The sequence below is a fragment of the Enterobacteriaceae endosymbiont of Donacia cinerea genome (assembly GCF_012569925.1).
Taxonomy (GTDB): Bacteria; Pseudomonadota; Gammaproteobacteria; order Enterobacterales; family Enterobacteriaceae.
On the sequence record NZ_CP046204.1, the window covers coordinates 277,976 to 290,115 of the forward strand.

A 12,140-nucleotide genomic window follows, 5' to 3' on the forward strand; every position below is an offset into this window, starting at 1 on the left:
TGATTAATAAAATTACTTATTACGATGTTTAATAATATATTTATCTGTTCTTTTATTATTTCTTGTTTTTTTCCCTTTAGTTTGTACCCCCCATGGGGTTACTGGATGTTTTCCAAAATTTTTTCCTTCTCCACCACCATGAGGATGGTCTATAGGATTCATTGCGGTACCTCTAACTGTTGGTCTAATTCCTTTCCATCTTTTTGCTCCCGCTTTACCAAAAGATTTTAACATATGTTCATTATTTCCGATTTCTCCTAATGTAGCTCTACAATTAGATTGAATTTTTCGTATTTCTCCTGATTTTAATCTTAAGATTGTATATGATTTTTCTTTTGAAATTAATTGCACATATGTTCCAGCTGATCTAGCAATTTGTCCACCTTTACCCGGTTTCATTTCTATATTATGTAATATAGTTCCAATAGGAATATTATTTAATGGTAGTGTATTACCAATTTTTATATTTACATTAATTCCTGATTCTACAGTATCACCAATTTTAAGATCTTTAGGAGATAAAATATATTTTTTAACTCCATCTTTATATTTTATTAATGCAATATGAGCAGAACGATTTGGATCATATTCTATTCTTTCTACTGTAGCAGGAATATTATCTTTATTTCTTTTAAAATCTATAATACGGTATAATCTTTTATGTCCTCCTCCAATATGACGAGTTGTAATACGACCTTTATTATTTCTACCTCCTGATTTATTTTTTTTTTCTATTTTAGAAGAAAGAGGTCTACCTTTAAATAAGGAATAATTGAGGGTTTTAACCATATGACGTCTTCCAGGAGAAGTGGGATTATATTTTTTAATTGTCATTTTTTATAAATTTAATCCTTATAAATTTTTGTTTATATTAAAATCAATTTTTTGATTTTTTTCTAAAATTATATATGCTTTTTTCCAATTACTACGTTGGAAATTATATTTCTTATTTTTTTTTTTTTTACCTTTTATAATTAAAGTATTAATATTTTTAACTTTTATATTAAAAATTTTTTTTATTGCTTTTTTTATATCTATTTTAGTTGCTTTTTTTAAAACTTTTATAATCAAAGTATTTGTTTTTTCTGCAACAAAAGAAGATTTTTCAGAAATATGTGGTCCTTTTATAATTTTAAAATTATATTCTTTTTGAATCATGTTAAGATCTCTTCTATATGTTTGATAGCATTGACAGTTATAATAATTTTGTTAGCATTAATTAAATAAATAGGATTTATATTAATTGAATTTTTAATTTTTATATTATATAAATTTCTAGACGCTAAGAATAAGTTTCTATCAATCAATGTTGTAATAATCATTATTTTTTTTGATAAATATTTTTTTAGTTTTTCAATTAAAATTTTAGTTTTTGGTTTACTAATATTAAATTTTTTAACTAAAATTAATCTTTTTTCTTTAATTAATTTTGAAAAAATACTTTTTAATGCATTACGAAACATTTTTTTATTAATTTTTTTATTATATATTTTATTTTTTGCTGCAAAAGTAACTCCTCCAGAGCGCCAAATTGGGCTTTTAAAAGACCCTGCTCTAGCTTTTCCTGTACCTTTTTGTTTCCATGGTTTTTTACCTGATCCTTTTACTTCTCCTCTTGTTTTTTGTGCTTTAGTACCTTGCCTTCCTATTGTTCTATAAGATTCTATTAATTGATGTATTAATGGTTTGTTATAATTCCTATTAAAAACAATATCTGAAACTATAACTATATCTTTAGTATCTTCTGTTATAATTTCCATTATAATCCCTAACTAATAATATGTTTATTTATATTAAAATTAAATTTTTATTGCTGGTTTAACAATTACATTACTTCCAGTATATCCTGGAACAGCTCCTTTTATTAACAATAAATTTTTTATAAAATCTAATTTTACTATATGTAAATTTTGAATAGTAATTTTTTTATTACCTAATTGTCCAGCCATTTTTTTACCTTTAAATACTTTACCGGGAGTTTGATTTTGCCCAATAGATCCAGGTACTCTATGTGAGAGTGAGTTTCCATGACTAGCATCTTGAGTTTTAAAATTCCATCTTTTTACTGTTCCTGAAAATCCTTTTCCTTTTGATATACCTGTTATATCTACCTTAACTATTTGTTTAAAAATATCAATATTTATTTTTTGTCCTATATGAAAATTTTCAGGATTAGAATTTTTAAGACGATATTCCCATAAAATATATCCTCCTTCTGTTTTTGCTTTTTTAAAATGTCCTATTTCAGCTTTATTCATACGACTTGTTTTTTTAAATCCGGTAGTCATTTGAATAGCATTATATCCATCATGTAAAACAGTTTTAATTTGAGTAATACGAATAGTATTAAAATGTATAACAGTTATTGGTATGGATATACCATCTTCGGTAAAGATTCTAGTCATACCCATTTTTTTTCCTATTAATCCAATCATATATTTATATATACTCTACTTAATTAATTATGTTAAAAATATAATAAATTTTATTAACCTAAACTTATTTGTACATCAACTCCTGCTGCTAAATCTAATCTCATTAATGCATCTACAGTTTTTTCTGTTGGTTCTATGATATCAACCAATCGTTTATGAGTACGGATTTCATATTGATCTCTAGCATCTTTATCAACATGAGGTGATATTAATATTGTAAACTTTTCTTTACGAGTAGGTAAAGGTATTGGACCACGAACTTGAGCTCCAGTACGTTTAGCTGTTTCAACAATTTCTGCTGTTGATTGATCAATTAAACGATGATCAAAAGCTTTTAAACGAATACGTATTCTTTGGTTCTGCATTTGACTAGAACCTCTTATTTAAAATTGAAATAACTCTCTATAAAATATATATTAAGAGAACCTGAATTTATTTAATTAGATAAAAAAATAAAAATCATATTATTATGACTTATAAAGTATAAATAAAGCAATATATTTATATATATAAAACTTTGAAAACTATATAATATTGATTATAAAATTTAAAATTTTAATTTTTTAAGTATTTTTATATAAATCAAATGATAAAAAAAAATAATAATATAACTTTATTAGCTTTCGATTATGGAACTAAAAATATAGGAGTTGCTATTGGTCAAAGTTTTATAGGTATAGCATATACCTTAAAAGTTATTAAAAATAAAAAATCAGGAGGCATTAATTGGTTAAAATTCTATAAATTAATTAAGAAATGGGAACCTAAAAAAATTATAATTGGGTTACCACTTAAAATGGATGGTAGTCAACAATGTACAACTATTTTAGCTAAGAATTTTGCTTTTCATATAAAAAAAAAATTTAATATAGAAACAATTCTCCATGATGAAAGATTAAGTACAGTTGAAGCTAAATATATTTTATTTTCAAAAGGAGGATGGCAAAAATTACAAAAAGGTGATATTAATTCTTTATCAGCATGTATTATTTTGCAAAGTTGGTTTGAACATAATAAATAAAATAATTTTTATATAATTTGAGGTTATTTTTTATGGTAACAATTATATGTTTTTTAAAACATTTAATAGATGTTTTTATTCTAATTTTTTTATTGAGATTATGGATATATTTTTCTATTCATAATTATTATAATTTTTTTGTAAAATATGTTATTTTATTAACAAATATTATTTTAAATAATATTAAAAAATTTTTTTTTAAAAACAATAAAAATGAAATTTTATCATTTATTTTAATATTAATATTAATATTTTTAAAATATCCAATATTAATTTTAATACAAAGTAAAAATTTATTTTTTCATAGTTTATTTTTTTTTATATTTGTTAGTATATTAACTTTATTAAAGTTTTTTGGATACTTATTTTTTTGGTTAATTACAATATATTTAATATTTAATATTTTTCGTATAATGAATAATGATTTAAATAATATTTTAGAAATTTTTATAAATCAAATTCTCAAAATTATAAAAATTTTTTTTAAGGATTTTTATAATATAAATATTATTTTATTTATTATTAATATAATTTTATATTTTTTAAATAATCTATTTATGGATTTATTTCCACAATTTTGGTGTTTAATATAAAAATAAATTACATGATTGCTTTTAATAAGTATTATAGTTTATATATTCATATTCCTTGGTGTTTAAAAAAATGTCCTTACTGTGACTTTTATTCAACTATTTTTATAAAAAATAATAAACAAATACAAGAACAATATATAAAAAATTTATTATTAGATTTAAAAAAAACTCTATTTTTTATTAAAAAGAAAATTTATATTAAAAGTATTTTTTTAGGAGGAGGTACTCCAAGCTTACTAGATGAAAAATTAATATTTTTCCTTTTACATGAAATAAAAAAAAAAATTTATGTTTTGAAATCAGCTGAAATTACTATTGAGATTAATCCATCTTCCATTTCTGAAAAAAAAATCAAAAGTTATTTAAATAGTGGTATTAACCGTTTTTCAATTGGAATTCAAAGTTTTAATGATAAAAGTTTAAAAATTTTAGGAAGAATACATAATTCTAAAGAAGCTATTAATGCTATTAATATTTTAATTAAACAAAAAATATCAAATTTTAATTTAGATATAATTTATGGTATACCTGGGCAAACTTTACAAGATTCTTATAATGATTTATATAAAGCAATTTCATTTAAACCTAATCATATTTCATGGTACCAATTAACTATTGAAAAAAATACAATTTTTGAAAAATTTAAACCAAAAAATTGGTTAAATGATGATTTATTATGGAAAATATTCTTGCAAGGTAAAAAAATACTTTTTAAAAATAAATATTTACAATATGAAATTTCTTCCTTTGTTAAAAACAAAAAATTTATATGTCAACATAATTTAAATTATTGGTATTTTGGTAATTATATAGGTATTGGTTGTAATTCTCATAGTAAAATTACTTTATTAAATAATAAAATTATTAGAATTATTAAAAATAATAATATTCAACAATATATAAATGGTAATTTTTTTAATTCTATAAAAATAATTTCACATAAGGATATAATATTTGAATTTTTCTTAAATCGTTTTAGATTATATAAAAAAATACATAAAAAGGAATTTCAAAAAGTAACAGGAATAAAAGTAATAAAAATTATACCTTTAATTCAAAAAGCATTAAAAATAGGTTATTTAAAGAAAATTAATGATTATTGGATTATAACTAATCAAGGTTATTTATATCTAAACGACTTATTAGAAATTTTTATTTAGAAATTATAATTTTTTTATATTCTATATAATATATTTTCTTTTTCTTAATTTGAGCTTTATTTAAGAATTTAGTTTTTTTTAAATAAAAATTTAAATTTTTATATATGTTATTATATTGATTAGATTCTAAAATCATAAATTTATTATTATTATTAATATTTTTTATATTTAAAATAATATTATTTTTATAATCTTGACAATCAGTTATTATATATAATAATCCATTATTTTTTAATTTTAAAAAAATAATTTTTAAAAAATCTTGTTTTAGTAGTCTTCTTTTTTTATGTTTTTTTTTTGGCCAAGGGTCTGGAAAATAAAATTGAATTAATTTAATTGAATAATCAGGTATCATATTTTTTAAAACAAAAAAAGCATCATAATAAATTAATTTTAAATTTTTAATTTTATTTTCTATAATTTTTTGAAGACAATTTATAATTCCTGGTAAATATACTTCTATCCCAATAAAATTATATTTAACATTTTTCATTGCAAAATTAATAATATTGTTATCTATTCCAAAACCAATATCAATAATAATTGATAATTTATTATCAAAAATATCTGAAAAATTTAAATATTTATTTTCATAATTAATATTAAAAAGATTAAAATATTTATTAAAAATTATTTGTTTAGATTTCTTTAATTTTCTATAACGACAAGTAAAACTTTTTATATTGTTATTCATACTTTATATATAAGTAAATAATTTTTAAAATAGTAATTATATATTATATAATTAAAAATAAAATATAGAAGAAATTTATGTCAAAAAAAATTTTTTGTATTTATTTTCAATGTAAAATGATTAAATTAAATTATAAAGTATATCCAGGTGATATAGGAGAAATTATTTATAATCATATTTCTTATGAAGCATGGAGTAAATGGTTAATTTATCAAACTAAATTAATTAATGAAAGAAAATTAAATATGATAAAAGAAAAACATATTCTCTTTTTAGAAAGAGAAATGATTAATTTTTTATTTAAAAATAATAAAACTTTATTTTTTAATAAAAAAAACTATGGAGCTAAGCGGAATTGAACCGCTGACCCTCTGCGTGCAAAGCAGATGCTCTACCATCTGAGCTATAGCCCCTAAAAATTTTATAGGCTTGAGTGGATTTGAACCACCGACCTCACCCTTATCAGGGGTGTGCTCTAACCATCTGAGCTACAAGCCTTTTATATATAAAAGAAAATATATTTTAATTAATTCATATTTTAGAATAAATGTCAACTATTATATATTTAAAATATAAATTTTCTTTTTTTTTAAATTATAATTTTAATTTTTTCAAAAGGTTATAAATATTATGTCTTTTTATAAAAATTTCATTTATTTTTTTACACAGTTTTTATTAATTATTATTTTATTTTTTTATTATAAAAAAATAGAAAAAATTAAAAAATATTTAACAAAAAAAATAAAAGAAAATATACAACTAGAAATTAAATTAATAAAAAAAACAGAACAAATAGAATTTTTACAAAATTTAAAAATAGAAAATAAAAATTTAAATAAAATAATATCTAATCAAATGGAAGTTATTCTTAATTTAAAAATAAAAGTTAAAGAAATTAAAACAAAATTAAATGATAATATTGTTTTTTTTAGTAAAAAAGAAAAATTAATTATAAATAATAATCATTATTTAAATATAGAATTTCAAAATTTAGCTAATAAAATTTTAGAAAAAAGTGAAAAAAGAATAAATCAATATAATAATCAAAACATAAAAAATATTATTTCTCCTCTAAATATAAAATTAGAATCTTTAAAAGAACAATTACAAAAAAATTTAAATCAAGAATCATTAGAACGAAATATATTAACTAATGAAATTAAAAATTTAAAAAAATTAAATATACATATTTCTAAAGAAGCTATAAATCTTACTAATGCTTTAAAAGGAAATAATAAAATTCAAGGTATTTGGGGAGAATTAGTATTAAATAAAATTTTAGAATCTTCTGGATTAAGGAATGGATATGAATATGAAACACAAAAAAAGATTGAACTAAAAAATGAAAAAAAAATACAACCAGACGTCATTATTAATTTACCTTATAATAAAAAAATAATTATAGATTCTAAAATGACTTTAATAGCATATGAACGTTATTTTAATACTAATGATAAAAACAAACAAAAAAAAGCATTAAATGATCATATATTAGCTATTCGTAATCATTTAAAAATATTAAGTAGTAAAAAATATCAGTATGCATTCAGATTAAAATTATTAGATTATATTATAATGTTTATTCCAATTGAATCTGCTTTTTCATTAGCAATGAATTTTAAACCTTCTTTATTATATGAAGCATTAAAATTAAATATTATGTTAGTTAGTCCTACAACATTAATGATCTCTTTAAGAACTATAGAAAATTTATGGCGTTTTGATAAGCAAAATAAAAATTCTTTAGTTATTGCTAATAAAGCTACAAAATTATATAATAAAATTCGTTTATTCGTAGAAGACATATATACTTTAGAAAAACATCTTAATAAACTACAAATTAGTTATAATTCAGCTATTAAAAAATTATTTAAAGGAAAAGGAAATATAATTTCTCAAGCTGAACATTTTCGTGATTTAGGTATAGAAGTAATAAATAAAATTAATAAAAATATTATAAATAAAAATTAAAATAAAATATATAAAGAATACTTTATTTATTTTTAATCTGAATATTTAACAAACAAAAAATTTAAAAAAGATATATATAGTAATTTTATTACTAAAGTTATTAAAAATAATATATATAAAATATTATTTACAGAATATTACTATTCAAGATAGTATAAATACTTATAAAATAATTAAAAAATATAGAAATAACTGTTTGTTGGTTTATAATAAATATATATTTTTTATTATTATGCTAACTTAGGAATAATTACATGTTAATATAATAAAAAAATTATTATCTTTTCATAAACAACTTATATTAACATCATATTATTCTCTTCCTGTATGTTTACATTACAGTAATTCTTTTAAAACTTTTTTAAAATATTAAAAGTTTAGAAGAATAAAATTTTTAAAATTAATTATAATATATTGTTTTTCTGGAAATTAATATGAATTAAAAAAATGTTTAGATATAAATATTTTAATCAATCAGTATAACAAAATTATTTTTTAATAAAAAATATAGAAAATGCTCTAATTAAAAACAATAAGATTAATTCCTAAAAAAAATTATTAATTGGAACTGATTCTCCATTTTTCTTTTTTAAAGAAACATATAATAAAATCTATAAAAAATTAAAGAGGGGAAAATAAACTTTTATTATTACCTAATTTTTTAAAAAAATATTCATTCTTAAATATGTAAATAAAAAAACTAGTTTAATATTTTAAATTTAAATAAAATAATTGAAATTATTAATTTTATAAATTAGAATAAACTTTATTTATTATTAAATAAATATTAGTTATGAAATTCAAAATAATATTTTTATAATTTTAATTAAGAGAAAAAAATAATGTATTTAGTTTCTAGTATATCTCAATTAATGACTGGAAAAATAAAAATTAATAGTAAAATATCTATAGGAGGATGGGTTCGTAATAGAAGACATTCTAAATTAGGTATTTCTTTTATTAATTTATATGATGGTTCATGTATACATGATATACAAATTATTGCAAATAATAAATTAAATAATTATAAAAAAGAAATTTTATCCATTACTAGTGGATGTTCTTTAAAAGTTAAAGGAATATTTAAATATTCACCTAAAAATTTACAAATTTATGAAATTTATGCATTAAAAATAGAAATTTTAGGTTGGATTAATAATCCTGGGAAATATCCTATCTCTCCCAAAAAACATAGTTTAAAATATTTAAGAGAAGTTTCTCATTTAAGATCTAGAACAAAAATAATTAGTTGTATTACAAGAATTAAACATAATATAGCGTTACATATACATAATTTTTTACATAAAAAAAATTTTTTCTGGATAAATACACCTTTAATCACTACATTAGATACAGAAGGATCAGGAAAAATGTTTAGAGTATCAACTTTAGATTTATCAAAACTTGAATATAAAAAACATACAAATATTTTTAAAAAAGATTTTTTTGGTAAAGAAGCATTTTTAACTGTTTCTGGACAATTAAATTTAGAAACATATGCTTGTTCTATGTCTAGAGTTTATACTTTTGGACCTACTTTTAGAGCTGAAAATTCAAATACTAAACGTCATTTAGCTGAATTTTGGATGTTAGAAGTAGAAATAGCTTTTTCTGATTTAAAATATATTATTAATTTTATAGAAAAAATGTTAAAAAATATTTTTCAATACGTTTTAAATTTTCATGAAAACGAAATTTCTTTTTTATCTAAAAAAATTGATAAAAATCTATTTAATAAAATTAATAAAGTTTTATTAAATAAATTTAATGTAATTGAATATACTGAAGCTATAAATATTTTAAAAAATTGTAAAGAAAAATTTTCTCATTTAATTATATGGGGTGAAGATCTTTCAATAGAACATGAAAAATATTTAACAAATAAATATTTTAATAATATAGTAATAATATATAATTATCCTAAAAATATTAAAGCATTCTATATGTATTTAAATAATGATAAAAATACTGTAGCATCTATGGATGTTTTGTTACCTGATATAGGTGAAATTGCAGGAGGCTCTCAAAGAGAAAATAGAATAAATATATTAGATAAAAGATTAAAAGAATTTAAACTTAATAAAAATGATTATTGGTGGTATCGTGATTTAAGAAAATATGGTACAATTCCTCATTCTGGATTTGGTTTAGGTTTTGAAAGATTAATATCATATATTACAGGAATATATAATATTAAAGATGTAATTCCATTTCCAAGAACTCCTTATAATGCAAAATTTTAAAAATTTTCTATAAATATCGAAAAATAATTTTTTTATAAGTTTTATTATATATTTTATATAAATATTAATTATTATCAAAGGTAAGGATAAAAAATTATGAAATATAATATATTAAAATTTTTAATACCTTTTTTACTAATAATTAGTAATATTAATATTACTAATGCTAGTGAAATTTATAATAAAAATGGAGAAAAGATAGATTTATATGGATTTTTAGATATTAAAAAAGCATATTCTAAAGATAGAGAAGATATTCCTAAAAAATATGAAAATATTATATCAAATATGATTATTGGTCTTAAAGGAAAAACTAATATTTTTAATGATGTGTATGGTTATACTCAATTTGAATTTAGTTTACCAATAAATCAAAATACTGAAATAGATAAAAATATTTTTCCGTCTATACGTTTAGGTTTAATAGGTTTAAATTTTAATCATGGTAACAGTTCTTTAGATTTTGGTAGAAATTATGGAATATTGTATGATACAACTTCCTATATTAAAAAAGATTCTTTTTTTACAGATGATTTAATGTATAATTATAATGATAAATTTATGTTTGGAAGAACAAATAATCTCTTAACATATAGAAATAAAAATTTTTTTGGTTTAATTAAAGGATTAGAAATTGCATTGCAGTATAAAAGTCCTCATTTTTATACTGAAGATAATGTGTTTTATGATGAACATAATAATGATGAAAATCGTGATATTTTTGTAGAAAAAGAAAAAAATAAAAAAGGATGGGGTGCTTCAATTGGATATAAAATAGGAAATTCTGGAGTAAGTATTACAGGATCTTATTTTAATTCTTCCAAAATAATTGATAAAAATGATGAATTAAAAAAAGTTTTTTCTATAAAAAATACAAATCATAAAAATGATGATAATATAAATGCTTTTTCAATTGGAGCTAAATATGAAAAAAATAATATTTATTTAGCTACTGTATTTAGTAAAGCAAAAAATTCATTAACATATTTAGATAAACATAGTTATTCTTTTGCTCATAAAATTAAAAAATTAGAAATTATTGGACAATATAAATTTGATAATAATTTAAAAGCTACTATTTCTTATGTTCAAACAGAAGGAAATAATATTCCTGCTGGATATCATTATTTAGGTGGAAATATAAATTTTTTAAAATATATATCAATTAATACAATTTATAAATTTAGTAAAAATTTATCTGCTTATTTTGATTATCGTATTAACTTATTAAACAAAAAAGATAGATACATAAAATCAAATGATATTTTTACAAAAAATCTTTTTGGGATAGGTATAATTTATAATTTTTAAATAATAAATTATTACTTGCTAGCTATTTCTTAAATTTAATAATTTTATAAAAAATAAATCTTAGAAATAGTTAGTTTTTTTTTGTAACCAAGGATTATTTATAATTTCATCATTAATATTAGTTTTTTCTCCATGACCTGGTAAAATTATAGTATTTTTATTTAAAGAAAAAATTTTTTTTTTTATAGAATAAAGTAAAATGTTAAAATTACTTTTTGGTAAATCTGTTCTACCTATACTATTTTTAAAAATAGTATCTCCTGATATTAAAATATTATTTAATTTATTAAAAAAAATTACATGACCTGGAGTATGACCGGGACAATGATAAGTTTGTAAAATAATTTCTCCTATATAAATATTTTGATTATTTTTCAACCATATATTATTTTTAAATATACAATATGGAAGTTGAAATAATTTATTTTGTAATTCTATATTTTTTATCCAAAAAATATCTTTTTTGTGAGGACCTAATATAGGAATATTTAAAATTTTAGATAAATTATAGGCTGCACCGATATGGTCTAAATGACCATGAGTTATTAAAATTTTTGTTATATTTAAATTATATCTATTTAAAATTTTTAAAATTTTTAAATATTCCCCGCCAGGATCAATAAGAGCTGCATTTAATGTTTTTTTACACCATATAATATAACAATTTTGATTAAAATTTGTAACAGTAATAATAATATAGTTCATAATAATA

Annotated in this window: 14 protein-coding genes and 2 tRNA genes; 7 read left to right on the top strand and 9 right to left on the bottom strand. The window is 18.8% G+C overall.

The genetic code is table 11. The annotated features are described in order from the left end of the window. Positions 1 to 12: 12 nt before the first annotated feature. From rplB to rpsJ, 5 genes are read right to left on the bottom strand one after another with little or no spacing between them, the layout of a single operon-like run. Positions 13 to 834 carry a 50S ribosomal protein L2 gene (gene rplB, locus GJT94_RS01365; RefSeq protein WP_168894353.1) on the bottom strand — a complete coding sequence of 274 codons (822 nt, stop codon included), beginning with the start codon at positions 832 to 834 and terminating at the stop codon, positions 13 to 15. A gap of 18 nt (positions 835 to 852) precedes the next feature. Continuing rightward, on the bottom strand, positions 853 to 1,158 hold the full coding sequence (rplW, locus tag GJT94_RS01370; RefSeq protein ID WP_168894354.1) for a 50S ribosomal protein L23: 306 nt from the start codon (positions 1,156 to 1,158) through the stop codon (positions 853 to 855). Then, entirely contained in the window at positions 1,155 to 1,760 is a 606-nt protein-coding gene (gene rplD, locus GJT94_RS01375; RefSeq protein ID WP_168894355.1) for a 50S ribosomal protein L4, read from the bottom strand. The genes rplW and rplD overlap by 4 nt, the downstream gene beginning before the upstream one ends. 39 nt (positions 1,761 to 1,799) lie before the next feature. Further along, the gene (gene rplC, locus GJT94_RS01380; protein WP_168894356.1) at positions 1,800 to 2,435 is read right to left on the bottom strand and encodes a 50S ribosomal protein L3; all 636 of its coding nucleotides are present in this window, start codon (positions 2,433 to 2,435) and stop codon (positions 1,800 to 1,802) included. A 53-nt stretch (positions 2,436 to 2,488) separates the two neighbouring features. Then, on the bottom strand, positions 2,489 to 2,800 hold the full coding sequence (gene rpsJ, locus GJT94_RS01385; RefSeq protein WP_168821827.1) for a 30S ribosomal protein S10: 312 nt from the start codon (positions 2,798 to 2,800) through the stop codon (positions 2,489 to 2,491). A 221-nt stretch (positions 2,801 to 3,021) separates the two neighbouring features. On the opposite strand from rpsJ, the gene ruvX reads away from it, so the two are divergent. Genes ruvX through hemW form a run of 3 tightly spaced genes read left to right on the top strand, consistent with a single transcriptional unit; the run spans position 3,022 to position 5,209 of the window. Continuing rightward, a complete protein-coding gene (gene ruvX, locus GJT94_RS01390; RefSeq protein ID WP_168894357.1) occupies positions 3,022 to 3,456 on the top strand; it encodes a Holliday junction resolvase RuvX in 435 nt (144 codons plus the stop codon). 32 nt (positions 3,457 to 3,488) lie between these two features. Then, on the top strand, positions 3,489 to 4,049 hold the full coding sequence (locus tag GJT94_RS01395; protein ID WP_168894358.1) for a hypothetical protein: 561 nt from the start codon (positions 3,489 to 3,491) through the stop codon (positions 4,047 to 4,049). 11 nt (positions 4,050 to 4,060) lie between these two features. Beyond that, positions 4,061 to 5,209, top strand: a complete 1,149-nt coding sequence (gene hemW / locus GJT94_RS01400; RefSeq protein ID WP_168894359.1) for a radical SAM family heme chaperone HemW — start codon at positions 4,061 to 4,063, stop codon at positions 5,207 to 5,209. Here the strand turns inward: hemW and trmB are convergent. Then, complete coding sequence (gene trmB / locus GJT94_RS01405; protein ID WP_168894360.1) at positions 5,202 to 5,903, bottom strand: tRNA (guanosine(46)-N7)-methyltransferase TrmB; 702 nt, start codon at positions 5,901 to 5,903, stop codon at positions 5,202 to 5,204. The two genes, hemW and trmB, sit on opposite strands and share 8 nt — an antisense overlap. A gap of 77 nt (positions 5,904 to 5,980) precedes the next feature. On the opposite strand from trmB, the gene GJT94_RS01410 reads away from it, so the two are divergent. Next, positions 5,981 to 6,262: an oxidative damage protection protein gene (locus GJT94_RS01410; protein WP_168894361.1), complete on the top strand. Its 282-nt coding sequence runs from the start codon at positions 5,981 to 5,983 to the stop codon at positions 6,260 to 6,262. Here GJT94_RS01410 and GJT94_RS01415 read toward each other — a convergent pair. Together GJT94_RS01415 and GJT94_RS01420 are read right to left on the bottom strand one after the other, a co-directional pair. Continuing rightward, positions 6,244 to 6,316 (bottom strand) — tRNA-Ala (locus GJT94_RS01415). The genes GJT94_RS01410 and GJT94_RS01415 overlap by 19 nt on opposite strands. A gap of 11 nt (positions 6,317 to 6,327) precedes the next feature. Continuing rightward, positions 6,328 to 6,401, bottom strand: a tRNA-Ile gene (locus tag GJT94_RS01420). 132 nt (positions 6,402 to 6,533) lie between these two features. On the opposite strand from GJT94_RS01420, the gene rmuC reads away from it, so the two are divergent. The 3 genes from rmuC (at position 6,534) to GJT94_RS01435 (ending at position 11,428) form a co-directional block, all read left to right on the top strand. After that, positions 6,534 to 7,874, top strand: a complete 1,341-nt coding sequence (gene rmuC / locus GJT94_RS01425) for a DNA recombination protein RmuC (protein WP_168894362.1) — start codon at positions 6,534 to 6,536, stop codon at positions 7,872 to 7,874. Between the two features lie 842 nt (positions 7,875 to 8,716). After that, positions 8,717 to 10,117 carry an asparagine--tRNA ligase gene (gene asnS, locus GJT94_RS01430; RefSeq protein ID WP_168894363.1) on the top strand — a complete coding sequence of 467 codons (1,401 nt, stop codon included), beginning with the start codon at positions 8,717 to 8,719 and terminating at the stop codon, positions 10,115 to 10,117. Positions 10,118 to 10,213: 96 nt separating this feature from the next. Further along, positions 10,214 to 11,428: a porin gene (locus GJT94_RS01435; protein WP_168894364.1), complete on the top strand. Its 1,215-nt coding sequence runs from the start codon at positions 10,214 to 10,216 to the stop codon at positions 11,426 to 11,428. Positions 11,429 to 11,488: 60 nt separating this feature from the next. Here GJT94_RS01435 and GJT94_RS01440 read toward each other — a convergent pair whose 3' ends face one another. Continuing rightward, on the bottom strand, positions 11,489 to 12,133 hold the full coding sequence (locus GJT94_RS01440) for an MBL fold metallo-hydrolase (protein WP_168894365.1): 645 nt from the start codon (positions 12,131 to 12,133) through the stop codon (positions 11,489 to 11,491). Positions 12,134 to 12,140 lie beyond the last annotated feature (7 nt).

Excerpts from the sequence above, each read along its gene's own strand:
- rplB (WP_168894353.1), bottom strand. The coding sequence starts at position 834 with ATGACAATTAAAAAATATAATCCCACTTCTCCTGGAAGACGTCATATG.
- rplW (WP_168894354.1), bottom strand. The coding sequence starts at position 1,158 with ATGATTCAAAAAGAATATAATTTTAAAATTATAAAAGGACCACATATT.
- rplD (WP_168894355.1), bottom strand. The coding sequence starts at position 1,760 with ATGGAAATTATAACAGAAGATACTAAAGATATAGTTATAGTTTCAGAT.
- rplC (WP_168894356.1), bottom strand. The coding sequence starts at position 2,435 with ATGATTGGATTAATAGGAAAAAAAATGGGTATGACTAGAATCTTTACC.
- rpsJ (WP_168821827.1), bottom strand. The coding sequence starts at position 2,800 with ATGCAGAACCAAAGAATACGTATTCGTTTAAAAGCTTTTGATCATCGT.
- ruvX (WP_168894357.1), top strand. The coding sequence starts at position 3,022 with ATGATAAAAAAAAATAATAATATAACTTTATTAGCTTTCGATTATGGA.
- GJT94_RS01395 (WP_168894358.1), top strand. The coding sequence starts at position 3,489 with ATGGTAACAATTATATGTTTTTTAAAACATTTAATAGATGTTTTTATT.
- hemW (WP_168894359.1), top strand. The coding sequence starts at position 4,061 with ATGATTGCTTTTAATAAGTATTATAGTTTATATATTCATATTCCTTGG.
- trmB (WP_168894360.1), bottom strand. The coding sequence starts at position 5,903 with ATGAATAACAATATAAAAAGTTTTACTTGTCGTTATAGAAAATTAAAG.
- GJT94_RS01410 (WP_168894361.1), top strand. The coding sequence starts at position 5,981 with ATGTCAAAAAAAATTTTTTGTATTTATTTTCAATGTAAAATGATTAAA.
- rmuC (WP_168894362.1), top strand. The coding sequence starts at position 6,534 with ATGTCTTTTTATAAAAATTTCATTTATTTTTTTACACAGTTTTTATTA.
- asnS (WP_168894363.1), top strand. The coding sequence starts at position 8,717 with ATGTATTTAGTTTCTAGTATATCTCAATTAATGACTGGAAAAATAAAA.
- GJT94_RS01435 (WP_168894364.1), top strand. The coding sequence starts at position 10,214 with ATGAAATATAATATATTAAAATTTTTAATACCTTTTTTACTAATAATT.
- GJT94_RS01440 (WP_168894365.1), bottom strand. The coding sequence starts at position 12,133 with ATGAACTATATTATTATTACTGTTACAAATTTTAATCAAAATTGTTAT.